General features: G+C 63.5%; 20 protein-coding genes. 7 read left to right on the top strand and 13 right to left on the bottom strand.

Going from position 1 to position 23,633, the window contains the following annotated elements:
• Window positions 1-48 precede the first annotated feature (48 nt).
• The 5 genes from AC0Z2B_RS01685 to gpmI all read right to left on the bottom strand — a co-directional run bounded on the left by AC0Z2B_RS01685 (window position 49) and on the right by gpmI (window position 6,772).
• A complete protein-coding gene (locus tag AC0Z2B_RS01685) occupies window positions 49-1,503 on the bottom strand; it encodes a trypsin-like serine peptidase (protein WP_476294876.1) in 1,455 nt (484 codons plus the stop codon).
• Window positions 1,504-1,572: 69 nt separating this feature from the next.
• Window positions 1,573-2,370 carry a divergent polysaccharide deacetylase family protein gene (locus AC0Z2B_RS01680; RefSeq protein WP_476294875.1) on the bottom strand — a complete coding sequence of 266 codons (798 nt, stop codon included), beginning with the start codon at window positions 2,368-2,370 and terminating at the stop codon, window positions 1,573-1,575.
• On the bottom strand, window positions 2,370-3,722 hold the full coding sequence (locus AC0Z2B_RS01675; protein WP_476294874.1) for a S41 family peptidase: 1,353 nt from the start codon (window positions 3,720-3,722) through the stop codon (window positions 2,370-2,372). Before AC0Z2B_RS01675 ends, AC0Z2B_RS01680 begins: the two co-directional genes overlap by 1 nt.
• A gap of 94 nt (window positions 3,723-3,816) precedes the next feature.
• On the bottom strand, window positions 3,817-5,097 hold the full coding sequence (locus AC0Z2B_RS01670) for a peptidoglycan DD-metalloendopeptidase family protein (RefSeq protein ID WP_473005125.1): 1,281 nt from the start codon (window positions 5,095-5,097) through the stop codon (window positions 3,817-3,819).
• A gap of 139 nt (window positions 5,098-5,236) precedes the next feature.
• The gene (gpmI, locus tag AC0Z2B_RS01665; protein ID WP_416421992.1) at window positions 5,237-6,772 is read right to left on the bottom strand and encodes a 2,3-bisphosphoglycerate-independent phosphoglycerate mutase; all 1,536 of its coding nucleotides are present in this window, start codon (window positions 6,770-6,772) and stop codon (window positions 5,237-5,239) included.
• A 211-nt stretch (window positions 6,773-6,983) separates the two neighbouring features.
• Here gpmI and AC0Z2B_RS01660 point away from each other — a divergent pair, with 211 nt between their 5' ends.
• Genes AC0Z2B_RS01660 through secB form a run of 3 tightly spaced genes read left to right on the top strand, consistent with a single transcriptional unit; the run spans window position 6,984 to window position 8,189 of the window.
• Entirely contained in the window at window positions 6,984-7,397 is a 414-nt protein-coding gene (locus AC0Z2B_RS01660) for a rhodanese-like domain-containing protein (protein WP_416421993.1), read from the top strand.
• Window position 7,398: 1 nt separating this feature from the next.
• The gene (gene grxC / locus AC0Z2B_RS01655; RefSeq protein ID WP_416421994.1) at window positions 7,399-7,653 is read left to right on the top strand and encodes a glutaredoxin 3; all 255 of its coding nucleotides are present in this window, start codon (window positions 7,399-7,401) and stop codon (window positions 7,651-7,653) included.
• Window positions 7,654-7,694: 41 nt separating this feature from the next.
• On the top strand, window positions 7,695-8,189 hold the full coding sequence (gene secB / locus AC0Z2B_RS01650; RefSeq protein ID WP_416421995.1) for a protein-export chaperone SecB: 495 nt from the start codon (window positions 7,695-7,697) through the stop codon (window positions 8,187-8,189).
• A 53-nt stretch (window positions 8,190-8,242) separates the two neighbouring features.
• On the opposite strand, the gene trmL is transcribed toward secB, so the two are convergent.
• Complete coding sequence (gene trmL / locus AC0Z2B_RS01645) at window positions 8,243-8,698, bottom strand: tRNA (uridine(34)/cytosine(34)/5-carboxymethylaminomethyluridine(34)-2'-O)-methyltransferase TrmL (RefSeq protein ID WP_008367899.1); 456 nt, start codon at window positions 8,696-8,698, stop codon at window positions 8,243-8,245.
• Here trmL and AC0Z2B_RS01640 point away from each other — a divergent pair.
• A complete protein-coding gene (locus AC0Z2B_RS01640) occupies window positions 8,697-9,137 on the top strand; it encodes a hypothetical protein (protein ID WP_476294873.1) in 441 nt (146 codons plus the stop codon). The genes trmL and AC0Z2B_RS01640 overlap by 2 nt on opposite strands.
• Window positions 9,138-9,718: 581 nt before the next feature.
• Here the strand turns inward: AC0Z2B_RS01640 and ntrC are convergent.
• From ntrC to glnA, 6 genes are all read right to left on the bottom strand, one after another.
• On the bottom strand, window positions 9,719-11,155 hold the full coding sequence (gene ntrC / locus AC0Z2B_RS01635) for a nitrogen regulation protein NR(I) (protein ID WP_416421997.1): 1,437 nt from the start codon (window positions 11,153-11,155) through the stop codon (window positions 9,719-9,721).
• On the bottom strand, window positions 11,152-12,237 hold the full coding sequence (glnL, locus tag AC0Z2B_RS01630; RefSeq protein ID WP_416421998.1) for a nitrogen regulation protein NR(II): 1,086 nt from the start codon (window positions 12,235-12,237) through the stop codon (window positions 11,152-11,154). Before glnL ends, ntrC begins: the two co-directional genes overlap by 4 nt.
• A gap of 276 nt (window positions 12,238-12,513) precedes the next feature.
• Window positions 12,514-13,119, bottom strand: a complete 606-nt coding sequence (locus AC0Z2B_RS01625; RefSeq protein WP_416421999.1) for a DUF4124 domain-containing protein — start codon at window positions 13,117-13,119, stop codon at window positions 12,514-12,516.
• Window positions 13,116-13,652, bottom strand: coding sequence for a DUF4124 domain-containing protein (locus AC0Z2B_RS01620; protein ID WP_476294872.1), 537 nt, complete (start codon window positions 13,650-13,652; stop codon window positions 13,116-13,118). Before AC0Z2B_RS01620 ends, AC0Z2B_RS01625 begins: the two co-directional genes overlap by 4 nt.
• Window positions 13,653-14,632: 980 nt before the next feature.
• Window positions 14,633-15,172, bottom strand: coding sequence for a chorismate mutase (locus AC0Z2B_RS01615; protein WP_476294871.1), 540 nt, complete (start codon window positions 15,170-15,172; stop codon window positions 14,633-14,635).
• 134 nt (window positions 15,173-15,306) lie between these two features.
• Window positions 15,307-16,713, bottom strand: coding sequence for a glutamate--ammonia ligase (gene glnA, locus AC0Z2B_RS01610; RefSeq protein WP_416422002.1), 1,407 nt, complete (start codon window positions 16,711-16,713; stop codon window positions 15,307-15,309).
• Between the two features lie 331 nt (window positions 16,714-17,044).
• Here glnA and thiI point away from each other — a divergent pair, with 331 nt between their 5' ends.
• Complete coding sequence (gene thiI / locus AC0Z2B_RS01605; RefSeq protein WP_476294870.1) at window positions 17,045-18,499, top strand: tRNA uracil 4-sulfurtransferase ThiI; 1,455 nt, start codon at window positions 17,045-17,047, stop codon at window positions 18,497-18,499.
• A gap of 139 nt (window positions 18,500-18,638) precedes the next feature.
• The gene (gene typA, locus AC0Z2B_RS01600) at window positions 18,639-20,459 is read left to right on the top strand and encodes a translational GTPase TypA (RefSeq protein ID WP_027979873.1); all 1,821 of its coding nucleotides are present in this window, start codon (window positions 18,639-18,641) and stop codon (window positions 20,457-20,459) included.
• 63 nt (window positions 20,460-20,522) lie between these two features.
• Here the strand turns inward: typA and AC0Z2B_RS01595 are convergent, their stop codons facing one another.
• Window positions 20,523-20,927, bottom strand: coding sequence for a YkgJ family cysteine cluster protein (locus AC0Z2B_RS01595; RefSeq protein ID WP_416422004.1), 405 nt, complete (start codon window positions 20,925-20,927; stop codon window positions 20,523-20,525).
• Between the two features lie 201 nt (window positions 20,928-21,128).
• On the opposite strand from AC0Z2B_RS01595, the gene AC0Z2B_RS01590 reads away from it, so the two are divergent.
• On the top strand, window positions 21,129-23,579 hold the full coding sequence (locus AC0Z2B_RS01590) for a glycogen/starch/alpha-glucan phosphorylase (RefSeq protein WP_476294869.1): 2,451 nt from the start codon (window positions 21,129-21,131) through the stop codon (window positions 23,577-23,579).
• The last annotated feature ends 54 nt before the right edge of the window (window positions 23,580-23,633 follow it).

Here is a 23,633-nt window from a genome sequence, read left to right as displayed (position 1 = left end):
ATTGCGGTGCACCGGGACGCAGCCTTCGGCAGCTGCTACGCACCTGGTTTACTGGATCAGGTCGGTGCGTGGCGCCGACATCTTTCCGGCTACGTCGGTAGCCCGGGTGCAGAGCTTGGCCGGCATCGAGCGTGGGGAAATGGTGAAGGCATAGTAGGCGTGCTTGTAACCCTGCTCGGCAGCGCAGTCGGTCGAGTCCGGGCTGCCGAATTTGTACTGGTAATGCGGCACTCGCGTCGAATGGTTGAACACCACGCTTTCCCGGCCAGTCTCAAGGCGCGTCAGCGTCAGGTCCGACACCGGCGCCGGTGCGTCCTTGACCACCTGGATCGGCAGCACGAACGCATTGCTCAGTGCGCGTTGCGACACGGGCTCGCTGCCCAGGTCCGAGCCGATCACGCATAACAGGTGCACGCCTGGCACCGTCAATTTTGGATGCTCGATGCGCGCCTGCTTGCTGCTCAGTGCCTTGCTGTAGCCGTTGATGTCCTGGCACTGGCCCGGTTGGCGGGCCAGTTTGCGCATGTAATGGCTGGTGTCGGTGGAAAAGCGCAGGTCCCAATCCTTGCGCCTGATGCCGGCTTGCACCATGGGCGTCAGGTAGTAGGGATGGTGCAGGTTGACCGAGAAGGCGGGCTGCAGGTCGCAGCCTGGCAGCGCCAGGTCGAACCGGCCGTTGGCCAGGCAGGCTTGCAGCCGGGTCACGGGGCTGGCGTAGTTGGTGTCGGGGTGCCAGGTGCCTTGGCCATCGGCCAGCTCGCAGGGGGCATCTTTCAGGCATTTGTCGGCCGCCTGGGAGCCCCGGGTCGTCGTGCCGGTGATGCCGATTATTTCGCCACTCGCGCGGTCCAGCAACGGGCTTCCAGAAGCCCCAGGCAGCACGTCCTGGCAACGGTTGCGCAGGTTGGCGTTGGACACGTAGGGGAACTCGGCGATGTCGCGGGTGCCGTCGAAGGTGCACGCCGAAGCCCTGAGGGTGTAGCCGCTACCGGCAACTTCCGGGGCGCCAACCGCGAGTATCGGGGCGTTGAGCGCAGGCTGCCGCGCCGCCAGCTTGAGGGGCTCGATGCCTTCATCGATCAGCCGTTGCAGGGGCACTCCCAGCTCGATCACCGCCAGGTCAATGTTCTGCAGGCTGTTCCACACCAGGCGCTTCAGCGGATAGATCTGGCGCTGGGCGGCGGTGTCCTTGAAATAGTTGAACTCAATATGCCCCTGGGTCTTCAGGTCCGTGGCGACCAGGCCCAGCTCGCTGTAGTTGCAGTGGCCACTGCTGAGTACGTAAGCCGGGGCGTCTGTGCCGCCACCGGTGCTGCGGGTGTCGATCAGCACGGCGCTGCAACGGCGGTTGCCGAGGCTTTCGATGCGGCCGATGCCTTTCCAGCGGTCGTAGGCGCCGGAGGCGTTTTCCAGCAGCACCGAGGGGCCGTGCTCGGTCAGGGCATCATCGGCGTAGGCGGGCAGGGTCAATAAGGCGGCGGTGAGCGCGATTAACGGTTTCATGTTGCAGGTCCCTCTGGCGGTATGAAAGGCCAGTTGACCGTGAATCAGTCGCTTCGCTGCGCTACATAATCATGGCTTGGCCGGGGTATAAGTCCCGTCCTTGCCATGCGCTGGCATCGCCCGGTTGGCCCGCACGGCAATCATCTGCCGCACCGGAATCCAGTCGATGCCCTGGCCCTTGAGGTCGGGCAGCTCGCGGGCCAGCACGTCCATGGTCACCGGGTAAGGGTGGCCGATCACCACCACCGAGCCGAACTTCTGCGCATGGGCAATGGCCGTGTGCAGCTGCTTGGCCACGGCCTCGGGGGTGCGCACGTCGTCCAGGAACACGTCCCGCGACACATGCGCCAGGCCGATCTCCTGGGCCTTGGCCGCGGCCACGGTGGCGGCGCTGGTGCGGCTGTCGATGAAGAACAGGTTGCGCTGCTGCAACTCGCCCATGAGCATGGCCATGGCCTCGGGCTGCGAGGTCATCTTGCTGCCTTCGTGGTTGTTCATGCCGGCAGCGTAGGGCACGGCCTTGAGCGCCGCCTGCAGGCGCGCGCGCAACTCGTCCATGGACAGGTCGGGGTGCCAGGCGAACGGCCCGGTGGCCGGGTCCATGGGCATGTGCACGATCACCGTCTTGCCGGCCTTGTGCGCCTCGCGGGCGAAGTCGGCGGCGTGCGGGGTGTCGGGCATCACCGCCAGGGTGACCGGGCCGGGCAGCGCCAGGGCGCGACGGTCCCGGGGCAGGTTCTGCCCCAGGTCGTCGATGATCAGCGTGAAGTAGGCCTTGCGGGGCTTGGCGTCACTGCTGCCCGGCGTGGCGTGGGCCAGGCCGGACAGGCAGCACAACAGGGCGAGGAAGACAGCGCGTAGAGGCATCACTTGTTACGGGTGACGCTCAGGCCCTTGAGCAGCGACAGCGCCTGGCTCAACTGGAAGTCGCCGTCCTGCGGGCGGGCCTTCTGCTTGCCGATCGGCGCCTGGCCGGACGGGCGATCCTTGCCGCCGTTGCCGTTGCCCAGGTGACCCTGCAGGTCGGCTTCCTTGAAGTTCTCGTTGTCGGCGGTGTCGTTGGTGACCTTGCCCTGGCGCACGGTCACGTCAGGCACGATGCCCTGGGCCTGGATGGAACGGCCGTTGGGCGTGTAGTACAGCGCCGTGGTGATCTTCAGCGCGCGGTCGTTGTTGAGCGGCAGCACGGTCTGCACCGAGCCCTTGCCGAAGCTGTCGGTGCCCATCAGCACGCCACGCTTGTGGTCCTGCAGGGCGCCGGCGACGATTTCCGAGGCCGAGGCGCTGCCGCCGTTGATCAGCACCACCAGCGGCACGCCGTCGCTTTCGTCGTGGCCGGTGGCCGAGAAGCGCAGTTCGGAGTTGGCGATGCGGCCCTTGGTGTACACGATCAGGCCGCTGCTGATGAAGTGGTCCACCACTTCCACGGCCGCCTGCAACACGCCGCCGGGGTTGTTGCGCAGGTCCAGCACCAGGCCGTTGAGCTTCTTGCCGTTGTCCTTGCGCAGCTTGGTCAGGGCCTTGGAGACTTCCTCGCCGGTCTTGACCTGGAATTGGGTGATGCGGATATAGCCGTAGCCGTCTTCGAGCAGCTGCGCCTTCACGCTCTTGACCTGGATGACCGCGCGGGCCAGGGTCACGTCGAACGGGTTGCCGCCGTTGCGCACCAGGGTCAGGGTGATTTTCTCGCCGATCTTGCCGCGCATCTTGTCCACGGCCTCGGTCATGGACTGGCCACGGGTAGGCTGGCCGTTGATCTTCACGATCAGGTCGCCGGCCTCGATGCCGGCGCGGGTGGCCGGGGTGTCGTCGATGGGCGAGACCACCTTGATCACGCCGTCTTCTGCGCCCACTTCGATGCCCAGGCCGCCGAATTCGCCGCTGGTGCTTTCCTGCAGCTCCTGGAAGTCTTCCGGGCCCAGGTAGGCGGAGTGCGGGTCAAGGTTGCTGAGCATGCCCTTGATGGCGTTTTCCAGCAGGGTCTTGTCGTCCACCGGCTCCACGTAGGCGGCCTTGATGCGGTCCATCACCTCGGCGAAGGTGCGCAACTCGTCCAGCGGCAGCGGTGCCTTGGCCGGGTCGGCGGCGGCCGCGGCAGGTGCCGGGGCGGTCGTGGTGGTGGCGGCCAGGTGCGCAGGCTCCGCCGCACGGGCGAGGGGGGCGCCGATCACCACGGCGATCGTCAGGGCCAGCGAGGTAAGGCGGGGCAAGTGCAGCATGACGAACGAACTCCTGATTCTGGTTTTGCGCCTTTCGGGGCATTGGCGCGCCGTCATTCACGACGGCCTTGACGCCCTTGTTGTGGTGCCGACTTCAGCCGCGGCACCATTGCGAAGGATCGCTGGGGCGACCTTGCTGGCGAACGGCAAAATACAATGCCGAGGTGTCCTGCCCACCACTATTGCCAACCGTCGAGATAGCCTCGCCGGCCTTCACGACATCCCCGGCGCCCTTGAGCAGGCTCTGGTTATGCCCGTACAACGTCAGGTAGCCATCGCCGTGGTCGAGAATCACCAGCAGCCCGGCACCGCGCAGCCAATCGGCGAACACCACCCGGCCGCCATGCACGGCATGCACCTGGGTGCCGGCCGGTGCGCTGATCATGACACCATCCCACTTGGTGCGGGCGTCATCACCGCGAGTTTCACCAAAGCGTGCCAACAATCGACCATCGACAGGCCACGGAAGTTTGCCCCGGCCTGCAGCAAACGGCCCGCCGTAGCTGGCGCCGCCACTGGAGACTAGTGCACCCGGCGTGGTTTTGGCACGTTTTGGCGTGTCATCGGCCTTGGCCTGGGCGTTTTCACGCTGGCGCTGCTTCTCGGCCTCCTGGGCCGCCAGCAGGGCTTTCTGCCGCGCTTCCTCGGCTTCACGGGCCTGGCGGGCCAGGGTTTCCTCGATGGTCTTGAGCACCTTGGCCAGGTCTTCCTGGTCCTGCTGGCGCGCGGAAAGCTTCTGGTCCTGCTGCTTGTAGCTGTCGTTGAGCTTGGCCAGGGCGGCCTGGCGCTCCTTGCGGACCTTGTCCAGGTCCTGGCGCTGGCTGTCCAGGCTGCTTTGCTGGGCCAGCAACGCCGCCTGCTGGCCGGCGATGTCCTGTTCGACATTGGCCAGCTGGCGCAGGGTCTCGTTGAACTGCTTGAGCTGCGCCATGCGCGCGGTGCTCATGTAGTCGTAATAGGTCAGCGTCCGGGCGAATTTCTCCGGATTCTGCTGGTTGAGCAACAGCTTGAGGTATTCCTGGCGGCCGCCCTGGTAGGCAGCGCGGGCCTGGATGGCGATCAGGCGCTGTTGTTCAGTTTTGCTTTGCTGGAGTTGATCTTTTTGCTGGGCTAGGCGATCCAGCTCGCCTTGGGTCTTTTTTAGTTCCGTTTGCAGGGCCTCCACCTGCTTCTCCAGCTTGCCCATCTGCGTTTCAGTTCCGCGCAGGTCTTTCTGCACGCCGTTCTTTTGTTCCTGTACCTGGCTGAGTTGTTTTTTCAGCTCGGCGATGTCCTGCTTGGTGGCGTCCAACTGCTGTTGGGTTTGCTCACGGTCGTCGGCGTAGGCCGTACTCAGCAGGCCGGCTAGGGCTAGGGCTATCAGTGCACGAAGCATGGGGGTGGGCGATACCAGTGTGGAGACGGGCCTAGTATGCCCGCCGCGGCTTGCAAAAAAAACGTCCGTGCGGCAACTGCCGGACGTTTCATCCAGGGCGCGGGGGTGGGGCGCTGGCACCGGCCCCCGCGCAGTGAGCTTAGTCGTCTACCAGAATCGAGTGGCCAGTCATTTCCTCAGGCTTGGCCATGTTCAGCAGGTGCAGCATGGTCGGCGCCACGTCGGCCAGCACGCCGCCTTCGCGCACGTGGACCTTGCGCTTGCCGACGTAGATGAACGGCACCGGCTCCGTGGTGTGCGCGGTGTGCGCCTGGCCGGTGGACTCGTCCTCCATCTGCTCGCAGTTGCCGTGGTCGGCGGTGATCAGCGCTTCGCCGCCCACCTTGTCCAGGGCTTCGACGATGCGGCCCACGCAGGTGTCCAGGCATTCCACGGCCTTCACCGCGGCTTCCATGATGCCGCTGTGGCCGACCATGTCGCCGTTGGCGTAGTTGACCACGATCACGTCGAAGCGCTGGTGTTCGATGGCGTCGACGATCTTGTCGGTGACCTCGGGGGCGCTCATTTCCGGCTGCAGGTCATAGGTGGCGACCTTCGGCGACGGGATCAGGATGCGCTCTTCGCCCGGGAACGGCTCTTCGCGGCCGCCGGAGAAGAAGAAGGTCACGTGGGCGTACTTCTCGGTCTCGGCGATGCGCAGCTGGGTCTTGCCGTTGTTGGCCAGGTACTCGCCCAGCACGTTGTGCAGGCTGCCGGCGGCGAAGGCGGCCGGGGCCGGGATTTTCACCGAGTACTGGGTCAGGCCCACGAAGCCGGCCAGTTTTGGCTGGCGCTTGCGCGGGAAGTCGGCGAAGTTGTCTTCGACGAACACGCGGGTGATCTCCCGGGCGCGGTCGGCGCGGAAGTTCATGAACACCACGGCGTCGCCGTCTTCCACCTGCACCTGGTCGCCAATGCGCGTGGCCTTGACGAATTCGTCGTTCTCGCCGCGCTCGTAGGCAGCGTTGAGGCCGTCCACGGCGGTGGCGGCGGTGTATTCGCTGGTGCCGTCGACAATCAGCTCATAGGCCGCGCTGACGCGGTCCCAGCGGTTGTCGCGGTCCATGGCGAAGTAGCGGCCGATGATGGTGGCGGTGCGGCCCTTGCCCAGGCGGGCGAAGGTCTTGTCCATCAGCTCCAGCGGCGCCTCGGCGCTTTTGGGCGGGGTGTCGCGGCCGTCGAGGAAGGCGTGCAGGTAGATCTTCTCGGCGCCACGCTGGGCGGCCAGCTCGGCCATGGCCACGATGTGGTCCTGGTGGCTGTGCACGCCGCCGTCCGACAGCAGGCCCAGGATGTGCACGGCCTTGCCCGCGCCCACGGCCTTGTCCACGGCGGCGCAGATGGTCGGGTTCTCGAAGAACTCGCCGTCACGAATGGCCTTGGTCACGCGGGTGAAGTCCTGATACACCACGCGGCCGGCGCCCAGGTTCATGTGGCCGACCTCAGAGTTGCCCATCTGACCGTCGGGCAGGCCCACGTCCATGCCTGAACCGGAGATCAGGCCATTGGGCATGGTCTGGGTCAGGCGGTCCAGCGTGGGCTTCTTCGCCGAATAGACAGCATTGTATTCGTGGCTTTCGCTGTGACCGAAACCATCCAGGATGATCAGGACCAAAGGTTTAGGCGTGGTTGTCATAGATCCACTCGCGGCTATGTCAGATGGAAAAGGAGAAGCGTATTTTAGGGCATAGACGCCAAGGCTTGCGAATAACCTTCATCAATCGCACTTATGAAGCACAGACAAGGCCCTTGCGCCGGCGGTTCCGTGAAGGTTGCGCCCGGCGGGCTTTGGCCGACTTTGACGGCTGTGTATACTGGCCGACATTTTAACGCCCTGGAACCTGCTGATGGCCGATCACCTGCTTCAATTCGCCACAAATCACTATCTGCTCGTCGGCGCTTTCGCCATCCTGCTGATCATGCTGCTTGCGCTGGAAGCCAGCCGTGGCGGCAAGAGCCTGAGCCCGCGTGAACTGACCGCACTGGTCAATGCCGAGCAGGCCGTGGTCATCGACATCCGCGCCAAGAAAGACTACGCCAGCGGCCACATCGTCGGCGCCCTGAACATTCCCCAGGACAAGCTGGCCTCGCGCATGGCCGAGCTGGAAAAGCACAAGGGCAAGACCCTGATCATCGTCGACAGCCTGGGCCAGCACGCCGGTACTACCGCGCGCGAGCTGCTGAAGGCGGGCTACACCGCGGCCAAACTGTCAGGTGGTGTTTCCAGCTGGCGCGCTGACAATCTTCCACTGGTAAAGTGAAATGAGCCACGTCGTCGTCTACTCCAGCGATTGGTGCCCCTACTGCATGCGGGCCAAGGCCCTGCTGGAAAGCAAGGGCGTTGCCTTCGAAGAAATCCGCGTCGACGGCCAGCCACAAGTGCGCGCCGCCATGGCCCAGAAGGCCGGGCGCACCTCGGTCCCGCAAATCTGGATCGGCGAGCAGCACGTCGGCGGCTGTGACGACCTGTACGCACTGGAGCGCGCCGGCAAGCTCGACGCGCTGCTCAAGGCCTGAATTCAAACCACGTTACGACCTTAATGTAAGAAGGATCTGCGATGACTGATCAACCGAACAACGGCGCGGCAAACGACGAAGCCAACGCCCCGCAATTCTCCCTGCAGCGCATCTACGTGCGTGACCTGTCGTTCGAAGCGCCGAAAAGCCCGGCCATCTTCCGCCAGCAGTGGGAGCCAAGCGTTGCCCTGGACCTGAACACTCGCCAGAAGGCGCTGGAAGAAGGTTTCCACGAGGTCGTGCTGACCCTGTCGGTCACCGTCAAGAACGGCGAGGAAGTTGCCTTCATCGCTGAAGTGCAGCAGGCCGGTATCTTCCTGATCAAGAACCTGGACGACGCCTCCCTGAGCCACACCCTGGGTGCCTTCTGCCCGAACATCCTGTTCCCGTACGCGCGCGAAACCCTGGACAGCCTGGTTGTCCGTGGCTCGTTCCCGGCGCTGATGCTGGCCCCGGTCAACTTCGACGCCCTGTACGCACAAGAGCTGCAACGCATGCAGGAAGCCGGCGACGCGCCGAAGCCTTCGCTGCAGTAAGGCTTGCCGCAACGAAAAAGCGCCCCTCGGGGCGCTTTTTTGTGGCTACAAGGTCAGGCGAAGCCCAACTGGCGCCACGCCTCGTACACCGCGATGGCCACGGTGTTCGACAGGTTCAGGCTGCGGCAGCCTTCGCGCATCGGCAGGCGCAGGCGTTGGTCGCTGCCCAGCGGGTCCAGCACCTCGGGCGGCAGGCCGCGGCTTTCCGGGCCGAACAGGAAGGCGTCGCCGTCGGCGAAGCTCACCTCGTGGAACGGCTTGGAGCCCTTGGTGGTGAACGCAAACAGCCGCGGGTTGCCCAGGCTTTCCAGGCAGCTGGCAAGGTCGGCGTGGCGCTTGAGCGTGGCGTACTCGTGGTAGTCCAGGCCGGCGCGGCGCAGGCGCTTGTCATCGAGCTCGAAGCCGATCGGTTCGATCAAGTGCAGGTGGCAGCCACTGTTGGCGCACAGCCGTATAATGTTGCCTGTATTGGGCGGTATCTCTGGTTGAAAAAGGATGACGTGAAACATGCACGGCTCCGAACTGAAAGACGGGCAGCATTCTACCCCTGAACCGGACCCGCGTCCGAGCCTGTTCCCGCGGGTGATGTTCTCGTTGGCGATCATCGGCCTCATGGTAGGGCTGATGATCGGCAAGCTCACCAACCCCGAAGTGCTGGAACTGGTGAAAATCGAGCCACAACCAGCGGCGCTGGTGTTCTGGTTCACGGGCGAACCCAAGGTGCAGACCACCACGGTGGACGGGGCGCTGGTGGTGCAATTCGAGGCTCACGGCCTGACCCGCAACGGCCAGGTGGATATCAACGGCAAGAAGGCCAACTGGCGCACCCAGCCAGGCGAGAACGGCCTGTTGCTGAACGTGGTGGCGGCGCGGCCCTTGCAGGGTGATATCAGCGGGGAACAAGAGGATGGGCGCTGGAGGCTGAAGCTCAGCCTCCGGGAGGAATAAAAGAGGGAATCCCCGGCCTGCCTGTACCAAGGTCCCCAAAACGGGAGGGGGGCGCAACGCTCGTCGAGTGCTGCGCGCCCCGTTGTAAAGAAGGGGAATCCCCGGCCTGCCTGTACCAAGGTCCCCAAAACGGGTGTGGGACCGCAACCCTCGTCGAGTGCTGCGCGTCCCGGCTGTAAAGAAGGGTTCCCCGGCCTGCCTGTACCAAGGACCCCAAAACTGGGTGTGTGTTTCTGTTCCTGCACTTACTACATTGCAGAGCGCGTGCCAGCTTTTGAAAAAATGCGCTCATGATGTTGCGAATTTGTGATCCGACGGCCGCAAGCCTTGTATTTCGCGGGTTTGGCGATGAATGGCAATTTTCGGCGCGGTGTTTTTCAGGCCATTTTTGCTGGATCCAAGGGCAAAAACGCCTTGCGGCGGTGCACGCCAGGGCCACCATGCACAACCCCGTCGCAGCGGCCGAAGGCTGCGTCCGGGCGCAATACCGGGTTGGTTGGGGACGCTGCCTTCGGCAGCTGCTACGGGTAAAAAAAAACCGCCAGGGTCGCTGGCGGTTTTTTTTGGTGTAACGGGGTGGGTCAGGCGTCGTCGCCTTCGTCTTCGTCGCCGCCATCCACCTTCATGCCCAGTTCCTTGATCTTGCGGGTCAAGGTGTTGCGGCCCCAGCCCAGCAGCACGGCGGCGTCGCGGCGGCGGCCGGCGGTGTGCTTGAGGGCGGTCTCGATCATGATGCGCTCGAAGCTCGGCACGGCGCTGTCCAGCAGGCTGGACTGGCCACGGGCCAGGGCCTGGTCGGCCCATTGGCGCAGGGCCTGCTCCCAGTTGGTCACCGGCGCTGCGTCCTGCGGCAGGCTCAGCAGCTCGGGTGGCAGGTCGCCGATGTGCACTTCACGGCCCGAGGCCATCACGGTGATCCAGCGGCAGGTGTTCTCCAGCTGGCGCACGTTGCCGGGCCACGGCAGGTTCTTCAGGTATTCCTCGGTCTCGGCCTTCAGCAGCTTGGGCTCCACGGCCAGCTCCTGGGCGGCGCGGCTGAGGAAGTGCTTGGCCAGGGTCGGGATGTCTTCACGGCGGTCCGACAGGCGCGGAATGTGGATGCGGATCACGTTCAGGCGGTGGAACAAGTCCTCGCGGAACTTGCCGGCGTGCACCAGGGTTTCCAAGTTCTGGTGGGTGGCGGCGATGATGCGCACGTCGACCTTCACCGGGGTGTGGCCGCCCACGCGGTAGAACTCGCCGTCGGCCAGCACGCGCAGCAGGCGGGTCTGGGTGTCGGCCGGCATGTCGCCGATCTCGTCGAGGAACAGCGTGCCGCCGTCGGCCTGTTCGAAGCGGCCGCGGCGCAGGTTGGCAGCACCGGTGAACGCGCCTTTCTCATGGCCGAACAGCTCGGACTCCATCAGGTCCTTGGGAATGGCGGCCATGTTCAGGGCAATGAACGGCGAGGCTGCGCGGGGGCTGTGACGGTGCAGGGCGTGGGCGACCAGCTCTTTACCCGTACCCGACTCACCGTTGATCAGCACGGTGATGTTGGAATGGCTGAGGCGGCCGATGGCGCGGAAGACTTCCTGCATGGCCGGCGCTTCGCCGATGATTTCCGGCGTGCGGGTCAGCGTCGGCACTTCGGTCAGGCCTTGTTGCTCCTGGGCGTGCTGGTTGGCGCGCTTCACCAGAGCCACGGCCTCGTCCACGTCGAACGGCTTGGGCAGGTATTCGAACGCACCGCCCTGGTACGACGCCACGGCGCTGTCCAGGTCCGAATGGGCGGTCATGATGATGACCGGCAGGCGCGGGTGCGACTCGCGGATGCGCGCCAGCAGGTCCAGGCCACTGGCGCCGGGCATGCGGATGTCGGAGATGATCACGTCCGGCTGCTGGCGGGCCAGGCGGCTCATGACGCCATCGGCACTGTCGAAGCTCTGGGTGGTCATGCCTTCCTGCTGCAAGGCCTTTTCCAGCACCCAACGGATGGAACGGTCGTCATCGACGATCCAGACAGTTTCACTACGACTCATGACGAAGCGGCTCCTTGTTCCAGCGGCAGGAAGATCGAGAAAGTGGTGTGGCCGGGGTGGCTTTCACACTCGATCAGCCCCTGGTGCTGGCTGATGATGTTCTGGGTAATGGCAAGGCCAAGGCCTGTACCGTCCGGGCGCCCACTGACCATCGGGTAGAAAATGGTCTCCTGGAGCTCGGCCGGTATACCGGGTCCGTTGTCGGTAATTTCTATTTTGGTCACCAGCCGGTGGCGGGTGTGGCCAATGGTGAACTGGCGCATGGTGCGCGTGCGCAGGCTGATGCGGCCCAGGCGCAACTCGTTCTGGCCACTGATGGCCTGCATGGCGTTGCGCACGATGTTGAGCACGGCCTGGATCATCTGCTCGCGGTCGATCAACACGTCGGGAATGCTGGGGTCGTAGTCGCGCACCAGGGTGATGCCGCCCTGGGCTTCTGCTTCCACCAGGCTGGACACGCGCTCCAGCACCTCGTGCACGTTGGTCATGGCCAGCGACGGCAGCTTGTTGGAACCGAGCATGCGGTCCACCAGGTTGCGCAGGCGGTCGGCCTCTTCAATGATGACGTTGGTGTAGTCCTTCAGGCTTTCCTCGGGCAGCTCCCGGGCCAGCAGCTGCGCGGCGCCACGGATGCCGCCCAGCGGGTTCTTGATCTCGTGGGCCAGGCCGCGCACCAGCATCTTGGTGGTTTCCTGCTTGGACAGCTGGGCCTCTTCCTTGGTGATGCGCAGCAGCCGGTCACGGGGGTGCACTTCGAGCAGCAGCAGGGTCTGGCCGTTGTTGAGGATCGGCGTTACCGCGTAGTCCACGGTCAGGGTCTGGCCGGTGAGCGCGGTGAGCATGGCCTCGCGCTTGGTGAACGGGTGGGCCTGTTCCACGGCCTGGCGCAGGGAGTTGAGCGCTTCGGCCGACTCGGTGAACAGCTCGCTGATGAACTGCCCATGGCTGCGCTGGCCGCTGATGGCCAGGAGCATTTCGGCGGCCGGGTTCATGTACTCCAGGCGCAGCTCGGCGTTGAGCAGGATGGTGGCAGTGGTCAGGTTGTCCAGAAGCAGTCGGTGCAGTGCATCACTGATGGTCATTAGCTGTCGTTGACCTCTTTTGGCCCATTGCCGCAGGAGCGCGGGTCCTTGGCGGCGCGGGCTGGTAATCCGCTGATACACCTTAAAATGCAAGAACTAAACCAAAGCTCCGAAAAGAAGCGCGGCCGGCGGAAAATGGCGCTTTCACTGCTCATTAAATGACGCAGCGGGCAGGGTCTCGTTCAGGATTGACCCAAAATGGGATGTTCGTCCGACTTTACCGGTTCTATTCGCACCAAAATAGAGCGGATGCGGAAACTATAGCGGCTGGATGTGTCATTCGCTGTCTTCGTCGTCGGCGGGCTTGTCGGCGAGCGGGCATTCGGGGCGCACGCCGTAGTCCTCGGTCTTGCAGGGGTTGTTGCGGCGCTTCTGGATCAGCGAGATGCGTTGCATGTGGAACGGCTGGGCGGGGGTGCGTTCGATCACGGTTTCATGGTTGTCGATGATTTCCGCTGCAAGCTGGTGCGTGCCGCGGTCGACGTTCTTCAGCGCGAACACCGGGCTTACCGCCGGGCCGGCGACCACATTGCCGTCCATCAGCAGGCGGTAGCCGTGGTTGGCCATCAGTGGCGGGTCGCTGGTGATGGTCACGATCATGTTGCCGGAAGCGTCATGGATGCTGGCGTCCGGCTCCGGGATCAGGATGCGCAGCATGTCGTAGTGGCTCACGGGCTGCTTCCTGGCCAGCTTGCGCGCCGGGGTGGGCAGCACCGGGGTGGCGCTCATGCTGTTGCTGGGCCGCACGTCCACCACGGTGGCGTTGGCGTGGGGCTTGTCGGTGTAGACGCGGTTACCCTGGGCATCGATGTAGGTGTAGACCTGGGCCATGGCCGATGCGCTCAGCACCAGCAATGCAAGGCCCGACAGCAGGCGGTTCATGGGCGTTTTCCGGCGGGTGGCAGGTGGTAGCGCTGCAGGGTGAAGGTGACCGTGGGGCTTTGCTGCACCACTTTGTCATTGAACAGCACTTGCACGGCCAGGCTGTGGTCGCCGCGGTCGATGTTCACCAGCTGCAGGCGTGGCACGTTGGTGGGCTGGCCGTAGGGCTGGTCATCGAGCAGCAGGCGCAAGCGGTGGATGTCGCGCAGCCGCGGGTCGATCAGCACGCCGACGGTGAAGGTGCCGTTGTTGGCGCGTAGCGCTTCGTCGCTGGGGATGTCGGTCAGCTGCAAGGTGTTATAGGCCTGCTGCGGCTCATTGCTGCGAGGGCTTCGCGGCACCGGCACCATGGGCGCGACGGGGGCCTGCGGTTCCACGCTGTTGAGCGGTGGCAGTTCCACGGTCTGCGAGCGGGTGCCGTCGGGCGGCTGGTTGGAGTAGGCGGTGTTGCCTTCGGCGTCGGTGTATTTGTAGATCTGCGCGAAAGCGGGCAACGCCATCAGCATCAGTACCCAGATAAGGCATGAGCGCATGAACGCATCCTGTCGGTTCATGGAAGGAACGGCCTTGCGGCCCAGGTGCCAGCATAGAACAGAATGGCCGACGGATGGTTTCGGCTTTGTACCAACGCGCCGGGTTCGCGTAGCAGCTGCCGCAGGCTGCGTCCGGCTGCGGCGCGGCATGCCGGAGGATGCGCGGTGTGTTCGGACGCGGCCTAGGGCCGCTGCTACAGGTGCTTCGCGCAATTTCAGCGTGGCGAAGGGCCAGCGCAGCCTTCGGCAGCGGCTACACCGAATCCGCGTAGCAGCTGCCGCAGGCTGCGTCCGGCTGCGGCGCGGTATGCCGGGGGATGGGCGGTGTGTTCGGACGCGGCCTAGGGCCGCTGCTACAGGTGCTTCGCGCGATTTGTAGCCGCTGCCGCCAGGCTGCGGCTACACCGAATCCGCGTAGCAGCTGCCGCAGGCTGCGTCCGGCTGCGGCGCGGTATGCCGGGGGCGCGCGGTGTGTTCGGACGCGGCCTACGGCCGCTGCTACAGGTGCTTCGCGCGATTTGTAGGGCTGCGGCTACACCGAATCCGCGTAGCAGCTGCCGCAGGCTGCGTCCGGCTGCGGCGCGGTATGCCGGGGGATGGGCGGTGTGTTCGGACGCGGCCTACGGCCGCTGCTACAGGTGCATCGCGCGATTTGTAGCCGCTGCCGCCAGGCTGCGGCTACACCGAATCCGCGTAGCAGCTGCCGCAGGCTGCGTCCGGCTGCGGCGCGGTATGCCGGGGGATGGGCGGTGTGTTCGGACGCGGCCTACGGCCGCTGCTACAGGTGCTTCGCGCGATTTGTAGCCGCTGCCGCCAGGCTGCACCGAATCCGCGTAGCAGCTGCCGCAGGCTGCGTCCGGCTGCGGCGCGGTATGCCGGGGGATGGGCGGTGTGTTCGGACGCGGCCTACGGCCGCTGCTACGAGCGATGCAGACGACGCCGCTTCGAGACAGTTGCTGCTACGGGCCGCGTCGGGGGCGTCAGGAAGGGCTGGCGCACAACTCGCCGGTGGCGCGGACCAGCGCAGTGCGCCGCAGCACATCAGCCTTGCGCGCCTCGATGGCGCTGGCCACCCAGCGTGGGCACTGCGGGTCGTTGCGCGACGGGGCGAACGCCGCCAGGCGCTCCAGCAGCTGCTTCTGCAGCACGTCCAGCTGCGGGCGGATTTCCTTGGCCAGGTCCACCCGTGGTGTATCAGGCGCGGCGCCCTTGGCGTTCCACTGGGTCAGCAGGCCGTATTGCACCAGCTTGTTGGCCTCGATCTGCGCGGCGAAGAACTGTTCGGCCAGGGCGCCATCCACCTTGTATTCGGCGGCCAGCTTGCCGGCGCCGGCGATCACGTCGCGCTCGCGCGGGGCGTCCAGCACCGGCTTGTGGTTGTCCCATTTGGTCAGGGCGACCTTGGGGGCTATGTCCAGGCGTTGTTGCACGCTGTCCAGCAGCGGCGAGAGGGTGGCGGGCGGCGCGGCGAAGGCAGCGCTGGAGAACAGGGTGGCGGTGAGCAGCAGGGTTCTACGCATTGTCGTACTCATGTTGTTATTGGTGACGAACGGTAGGGGCCGATTCTAGCGGCCAGGGGCTTCCAGCGGGCATAAAAAAAGCCTCCCGAAGGAGGCCTTTTTCAAATCACGCGGCTTGCGCCAGCGTCACCGGATTAGCAGCTGTAGTACAGCTCGTATTCCAGTGGGTGCACGAAGGTGCGCACCTTGATTTCTTCTTCGCTTTTCAGGGCGATGTAAGCGTCGATGAAGTCGTCGCTGAAAACGCCGCCTTTGGTCAGGAACGCACGACCTTTGTCCAGCTCTTCCAGGGCTTCTTTCAGGCTGCCGCAAACTTGTGGGATCTCTTTCGCCTCTTCAGGCGGCAGGTCGTACAGGTTTTTGTCAGCGGCGTCGCCAGGGTGGATCTTGTTCTGGATACCGTCCAGGCCGGCCATCAGCAGTGCTGCGAAGGCCAGGTATGGGTTGGCAGCCGGATCCGGGAAGCGTGCTTCGATACGACGGCCGCGTGGGCTGTTGACGTAAGGAATACGGATCGAAGCCGAACGGTTGCGAGCCGAGTAGGCCAGCATTACTGGAGCTTCGAAGCCTGGGACCAGACGCTTGTACGAGTTGGTCGCCGGGTTGGTGAAGCCGTTCAGGGCCTTACCGTGCTTGATGATACCGCCGATGAAGTACAGGGCGGTGTCGGACAGGCCGGCATAGCCTTCGCCAGCGAAGGTGTTCTTGCCATCTTTGGCGATGGACATGTGTACGTGCATACCCGAGCCGTTGTCGCCGTACAGTGGCTTAGGCATGAAGGTAGCGGTACGGCCGTAGGCGTCGGCAACGTTGTGCACAACGTACTTCAGGGTCTGGACTTCGTCGGCCTTCTTCACCAGGGTGTTGAACTTGACGCCGATTTCGTTCTGGCCAGCAGTTGCCACTTCGTGGTGGTGAACTTCAACGACCTGGCCCATTTCTTCCAGTGCGTTGCACATGGCGGTACGGATTTCGTGGTCGTGGTCGAACGGAGGAACTGGGAAGTAGCCGCCTTTCACGCCTGGACGGTGGCCCTTGTTGCCGCCTTCCACGTCCTGGTCGGACATCCACGAACCTTGTTCCGAGTAGATCTTGAACATGGAACCGGAGATGTCGGACTTGAACTTCACTTCGTCGAAGATGAAGAACTCTGGCTCTGGGCCGGCGAACACGGTGTCACCGATACCGGTCGACTTCAGGTACTCTTCGGCGCGGTGGGCGATGGCGCGCGGGTCGCGATCGTAGCCTTGCATGGTCGAAGGTTCGATGATGTCGCAGACCAGGATCAGGGTCGGCTCTTCGGTGAACGGGTCCAGGACGGCAGTTTCGTCGTCCGGCAGCAGGATCATGTCGGAGGCTTCGATGCCTTTCCAACCAGCGATGGAGGAACCGTCGAACATCTTGCCGACTTCGAAGAAGTCGTCTTCCAGCGCGTCACGGGCTGGCATGGTGACGTGGTGCTGGGTGCCCTTGGTGTCCGTGAAGCGCAGATCAATCCACTTGACGTCATGATCTTTGATGAGTTGAACCGACTTCGACATGTTGTCCTCCGGGGTGAATAAGGGCTGGTAGTGGTTAGCCCTGTAATTTGGGTGATGCCGGGCGCGAATAGTCTGCCAAGGCAACCTGCCTCACAAGGGAGCAATTTGCATGCCAGTGCCCCGAGATGGGTTTTTTGCCCCAAACCCAAGCATTTCGGCCTGTTTTCGGCAAAATGCGCCGATTTGCCGCACTGTTTTGAAGCGCTAGCAATCCGTAAGGCACCATAAAGGTGCACTGAAAACCTTCTGTACGATAACTGGTTAAAAGCTGAGCAATTTCCGCTATAATCCTGCCCCCCTTTTTCGGCTGGCACCTCGCGCGCTGTTTTTCATGAAACTAATCGTAAAAGTCTTCCCAGAAATCACCATCAAGAGCCGGCCCGTTCGGAAGAACTTCATTCGCCAGCTCGCCAAGAACATCCGCGTCGTGCTCCGTGAACTGGACCCGAAGCTGGTGGTGGATGGCGTGTGGGACAACCTCACCGTTGTCACCCGCATCGAAGATGCGAAAATCCAGCGCGAGATGATCGAGCGCCTCAAGTGCGTGCCCGGCATCACCCATTTCCTCCAGGTGGATGAATACCCACTGGGCGACATGGACGACCTGGTCGCCCAGTGCAAGCAGCACTTCGGCCACCTGCTGGCAGGCAAGATGTTCGCCGTGCGCTGCAAGCGCGCCGGCAAGCACACCTTCACCTCCATGGACGTGGACCGTTATGTTGGCAGCCAATTGCGCCAGCAGTGCGGCGCCGCCGGCATCGAACTGAAGAAGCCCGAGGTGGAAGTGCGCCTGGAGATCCGCGACAAGCGCGTCTTCATTATCCACAGCCAGCACCAGGGCATCGGCGGCTACCCGCTGGGCTCGCTGGAGCAGACCCTGGTACTGATGTCCGGTGGCTTCGACTCCACCGTGGCCGCCTACCAGATGATGCGCCGCGGCCTGATGACCCACTTCTGCTTCTTCAACCTGGGCGGCCGTGCCCACGAGCTGGGCGTGATGGAAGTCGCGCACTTCCTGTGGAAGAAATACGGTAGCTCCCAGCGCGTGCTGTTCATCAGCATCCCGTTCGAGGAAGTGGTGGGCGAGCTGCTGGGCAAGGTCGACAACAGCCACATGGGCGTGATTCTCAAGCGCATGATGCTGCGCGCCGCCAGCCGCATGGCCGATCGTCTGCAAATTGATGCCCTGGTAACCGGCGAGGCCATCTCGCAAGTGTCGAGCCAGACGCTTCCGAACCTCTCGGTGATCAGTGCGGCAACCGACAAGCTGCTGCTGCGTCCATTGCTTGCCAGCCATAAGCAGGACATCATTGACCAGGCCAACGAAATCGGCACCGCCGACTTCGCCAAGCACATGCCTGAATATTGCGGGGTGATTTCGGTCAACCCCACCACCAAGGCCAAGCCCCACCGCGTTGCCTATGAAGAACAGCAGTTCGACATGGCCGTGCTGGAGCGGGCCCTGGAACGCGCCAAGCTCGTTTCCATCGACAATGTGATCGATGAATTGGGCCAGGACATCGAAATCGAGGAAGTCGCCCAGGCCCTGGCCGGGCAGGTGATCATCGACATTCGGCATCCGGACGCCCAGGAAGACGAGCCCCTTGAACTCGAAGGCATCGAGGTCAAGGCACTGCCGTTCTATGCACTGAACAGCCGTTTCAAGGAACTGGACCCCACCCGTCAGTACCTGCTGTATTGCGACAAAGGCGTGATGAGTCGCCTGCATGCCCACCACTTGCTCAGTGAGGGACATGCCAATGTGCGCGTTTATCGACCGAGCTAAGCGCCCGGGGCTGTTTGCCTGTGGCCTGCGTCACCGGCCCCCCGACGCCACCGTAAAGCTGTAACGGCTTTGCGGGACTCTAAGTCAAATCGCTGTCACAACCTGTCAGCACACCGAATCCTCTGATCGAGATACACAAGTGATCGAAAATCTACGTAACATCGCCATCATCGCTCACGTTGACCATGGTAAAACCACCCTGGTAGACAAACTGCTGCGTCAATCGGGCACCCTGGAGCGCAACGAGCTCAACGACGAGCGCGTGATGGACTCCAACGACCAGGAGAAAGAGCGCGGTATTACCATTCTGGCGAAGAACACCGCCATCAACTGGAATGGCTACCACATCAACATCGTCGACACCCCCGGCCACGCCGACTTCGGCGGTGAAGTAGAACGCGTTATGTCGATGGTCGACTCCGTTCTGCTGCTGGTTGACGCTCAAGACGGCCCTATGCCGCAAACTCGCTTCGTGACCAAGAAGGCCTTCGAAGCCGGTCTGAAGCCGATCGTCGTGATCAACAAGATCGACCGTCCGGGCGCGCGTCCTGATTGGGTTCTGGACCAGATCTTCGATCTGTTCGACAACCTGGGTGCCACCGACGAACAGCTGGACTTCAAAGTCGTCTACGCCTCGGCCATCAACGGCATCGCCGGCCTGGACCACACCGACATGGCCGAAGACATGACCCCGCTGTACCAGGCGGTCGTGGATCACGTGCCAGCTCCAGCCGTTGACCGTGACGGCGCGTTCCAGATGCAGATCTCGGCTCTGGACTACAACAGCTTCCTGGGCGTCATCGGCGTTGGCCGTATCGCTCGCGGTCGCGTCAAGCCTAACACCCCGGTTGTGGCTATCAGCGCCGACGGCAAGCGCCGCAACGGTCGTATCCTGAAGCTGATGGGTCACCACGGCCTGCACCGCATCGACGTTGAAGAAGCCGCTGCCGGCGACATCGTCTGCATCAGCGGTTTCGACGAGCTGTTCATCTCTGACACCCTGTGCGACCCACTGACCGTCGAAGCCATGAAGCCGCTGACCGTCGACGAGCCAACCGTTTCCATGACCTTCCAGGTAAACGACTCGCCATTCTGCGGTAAAGAAGGCAAGTTCGTGACCTCGCGTAACATCAAGGACCGTCTGGACAAAGAGCTGCTGTACAACGTTGCACTGCGCGTTGAAGAAGGCGACTCGGCTGACAAGTTCAAGGTATCGGGCCGTGGTGAGCTGCACCTGTCGGTACTGATCGAAACCATGCGTCGCGAAGGCTTCGAGCTGGCCCTGGGCCGTCCGGAAGTGATCATTCGTGAAGTCGACGGCGTCAAGCAAGAGCCGTTCGAAAACGTGACCATCGACATCCCTGAAGAAGCTCAGGGCAAGGTCATGGAAGAGATGGGCCTGCGTAAAGGCGACCTGACCAACATGGTGCCGGATGGCAAGGGCCGTGTTCGTCTGGAATACAACATCCCTGCTCGCGGCCTGATTGGTTTCCGTAACCAGTTCCTGACCCTGACCAACGGTGCTGGCATCCTGACCTCGATCTTCGACCGTTACGACACCGTCAAGTCGGGTCACATGTCCGGCCGTTCGAACGGCGTTCTGGTTTCGGTTGAAACCGGCAAGGCTCTGACCTACTCGCTGGAAACCCTGCAGGCTCGTGGCAAGCTGTTCGTAGAACACGGCCAGGAGATCTACAACGGTCAAATCGTCGGCCAGAACAGCCGCGACAACGACCTGGGCGTGAACCCTACCAAGGGCAAGAAGCTCGACAACATGCGTGCTTCGGGTAAAGACGAAACCATCGCCCTGGTTCCACCTGTTCGCTTCACCCTGGAACAGGCCCTGGAATACATCCAGGAAGACGAGCTGTGCGAAGTGACTCCTAAGTCCATCCGTCTTCGCAAGAAGATCCTGGACGAAAGCGAGCGTACCCGCGCTGCCAAGAAAGCCAAGGCGTAACCTAGCCTTCGCTGAATGAAAAACGCCCCCGGCCTTGCGGCCGGGGGCGTTTTTTTATGCCTGTCAGAAGGTCGCGGGCTTTGGCTTATACGCGCAATAACCCGGCCGCGGGCCTACGCGCGGGTGGTTGCGGCAGGTATCCGGGCGCTTGTCGTAGATGGTGCACAGGCGGCTCTTGCGGTCCAGGTACAGGCAGTCGTTGTTGCTCATGCGCTGCAGGGTGAAGATGCCCGACTTCTGGTTGAAGCGCTCGACGATGCCGTCCTTCTGCAGGCGCTTGGCGATGTTCTTCGGCGGGTCGCCCAGTTCGAATTCGTCCACCACGCCGATGCGCACCAGATCCTTGATCTTCACCTCCACGGGCAGGGTGCAGCAGGTCGACATGCAGGCGCCGCACATGGGCTGGGTGAATTTCTGCCAGGTCTCCAGGCGGTCGACTTCGGCAGCGGCTATCAGGGTGGTCTTCATCGGGTTCGGTTTTTCGGGGTAATCGGGCGCGCGATGATACCGGGACTGGTGAAATTGTGAACAACCATTTGCCGGTTTCACCCCCGGGTGTTTCGTGGTTCTTACAGAAAAGCGCGAACCTGGCCTTTCACCTCCTGTCGAACCGTCTAGGCTCAGACAACCCCATCCTAAAAATCCGTCAACTTCCCCGAGGACGCATCAATGTCTCAGGAACCGCTTGTCCGTGACGCAGAGGTGGCCGAATTTCGCGCCGCTGTACTCGCAAAACTCACATACGCGGTAGGCAAGGACCCGGATCATGCCTTTGATCACGACTGGTTCGAAGCCATCGCCCTGGCGGCCCGCGACCATATGGTCGAGCACTGGATGGACCACACCCGGCAGATCTACCGCAAGGCGCAGAAGCGGGTGTACTACCTGTCCCTGGAATTCCTGATCGGCCGGTTGCTGTACGACAGCCTCAGCAACCTGGGGCTGCTGGACATCGCCAAGGAGGCCCTCACCGACCTGGGCGTGGACCTGGAGCGCATCCGCCTGCTGGAGCCCGATGCGGCCCTGGGCAACGGCGGCCTTGGCCGGTTGGCAGCCTGCTTCATGGAGAGCATGTCGACCCTGGGCATCGCCGCCCACGGCTACGGCATTCGCTACGAACACGGGCTGTTCCGCCAGGCCATCGTCGACGGTTGGCAGCAGGAGCAGACCGAGAACTGGCTGGACTTCGGCAACCCCTGGGAGTTCGAGCGCCCCGAGGTGATCTACCCGATCAGCTTCGGCGGCCACGTGGAAACCGTGCAGGACGCCGGCGGCCAGCAGAAACAAGTGTGGTGGCCCGCCGAGACCGTGCGGGCGGTGGCCTACGACACGCCGGTGGTGGGCTGGCGCGGTTCCAGCGTGAATACCCTGCGGCTGTGGCGGGCGCGGGCCCTGGAGGAGCTGCACCTGGAACGCTTCAACGCCGGTGACCACCTGGGCGCCGTGGCCGAAGTGGCCCGCGCCGAAAGCATCTCGCGGGTACTCTACCCAGCCGACAGCACCGAGGCCGGCCAGGAGTTGCGCCTGCGCCAGGAGTACTTCTTCGTCTCGGCCTCGCTGCAGGACCTGCTGCGCCGCCACCAGAACATCCACCCCTCGCTGCTGAACCTGGCCGACGGCGCCGCCATCCAGCTCAACGACACCCACCCCTCCATCGCCGTGGCCGAGCTGATGCGCCTGCTGGTGGACACCCACGGCCTGGCCTGGGACACCGCCTGGAACATCACCGTCAACACCCTGGCCTACACCAACCACACCCTGCTGCCCGAGGCGCTGGAAACCTGGCCGGTGGGCCTGATGGAGCGCATGCTGCCGCGGCACATGCAGATCATCTACCTGATCAACGCCTACCACATCGATTCGCTGCGGGCCAAAGGCATCCACGACTTCGACGTGCTGCGCGCGGTGTCGCTGATCGAGGAAGACAACGGCCGCCGCGTGCGCATGGGCAACCTGGCGTTCCTGGGCTCGCACAGCGTCAACGGCGTGTCGGCGCTGCACACCAAGCTGATGCGCAGCACGGTGTTCGCCGAAATGCACAAGCTGTACCCCGACCGCATCAACAACAAGACCAACGGCATCACCTTCCGCCGCTGGCTGTTCCAGTCCAACGGCGAGTTGACCTCGATGCTGGTGGATGCCCTGGGCGAGGACGTGCTCGACCATCCCGAGCAGCGCCTCAAGGACCTCGAACCCTTCGCCGAAAAGCCCGAGTTCCGCAAACGTTTCGCCGCCCAGCGTCTGAGCAGCAAGAAGGCGCTGGCGCGCATCATCCAGGACCGCCTGGGCGTGGCCATCAACCCCGAGGCCATGTTCGACGTGCAGGTGAAGCGTATCCACGAGTACAAGCGCCAGTTGCTCAACCTGCTGCACACGGTGGCGCTGTACCAGGCCATTCGTGCCGAGCCGGGCACGCACTGGGTGCCGCGGGTGAAGATCTTCGCCGGCAAGGCGGCCGCCAGCTACCACCAGGCCAAGCTGATCATCAAGCTGGCCAACGACATCGCCCGCACCGTCAACAACGACCCTACCGTGCGCGGCCTGCTCAAGGTGGTGTTCCTGCCCAACTACAACGTCAGCCTGGCCGAAAGCATCATTCCGGCGGCCGACCTGTCCGAGCAGATCTCCACCGCCGGCTATGAAGCCTCGGGTACCAGCAACATGAAGTTCGGCCTCAACGGCGCGCTGACCATCGGCACCATGGACGGCGCCAACGTCGAGATGAGCGACCTGATCGGCACCGAGCACATGTTCATCTTCGGCCTGACCGCCCAGCAGGTGGAAGCACGCAAGCGTGCCGGGGAGTTCAACGCCAGCGGTGACATCGCCGCGTCCCACCGCCTCAACGATGTGTTGCAGGCGATTCGCGGTGGGGTGTTCTCGCCGGACGATTCGTCCCGCTATGCCGGGCTGATCGACGGCCTGATCGCCTACGACCGTTTCCTGGTGTGCGCCGACTTCGACGCCTATTGGGACGCGCAGAAGCGCGTGGAAGACCTGTGGCACGACCCGGACCGCTGGTGGCGCTCGGCCGTGCTCAACACCGCGCGCACTGGCTGGTTCTCGTCCGACCGCACCATTCGCGAATACGCCGAGGAGATCTGGAAGGCGCTGGAGTAACGCGACTGCCGCAGCGACGCCGCCCGCGTAGCCGCTGCCGCAGGCTGCGCTGGC

The organism is Pseudomonas sp. GYB4201 (assembly GCF_056312595.1).
The sequence above is the reverse complement of the archived record's forward strand: the minus strand, read 5'-3'. Positions and strand labels throughout refer to the sequence as shown.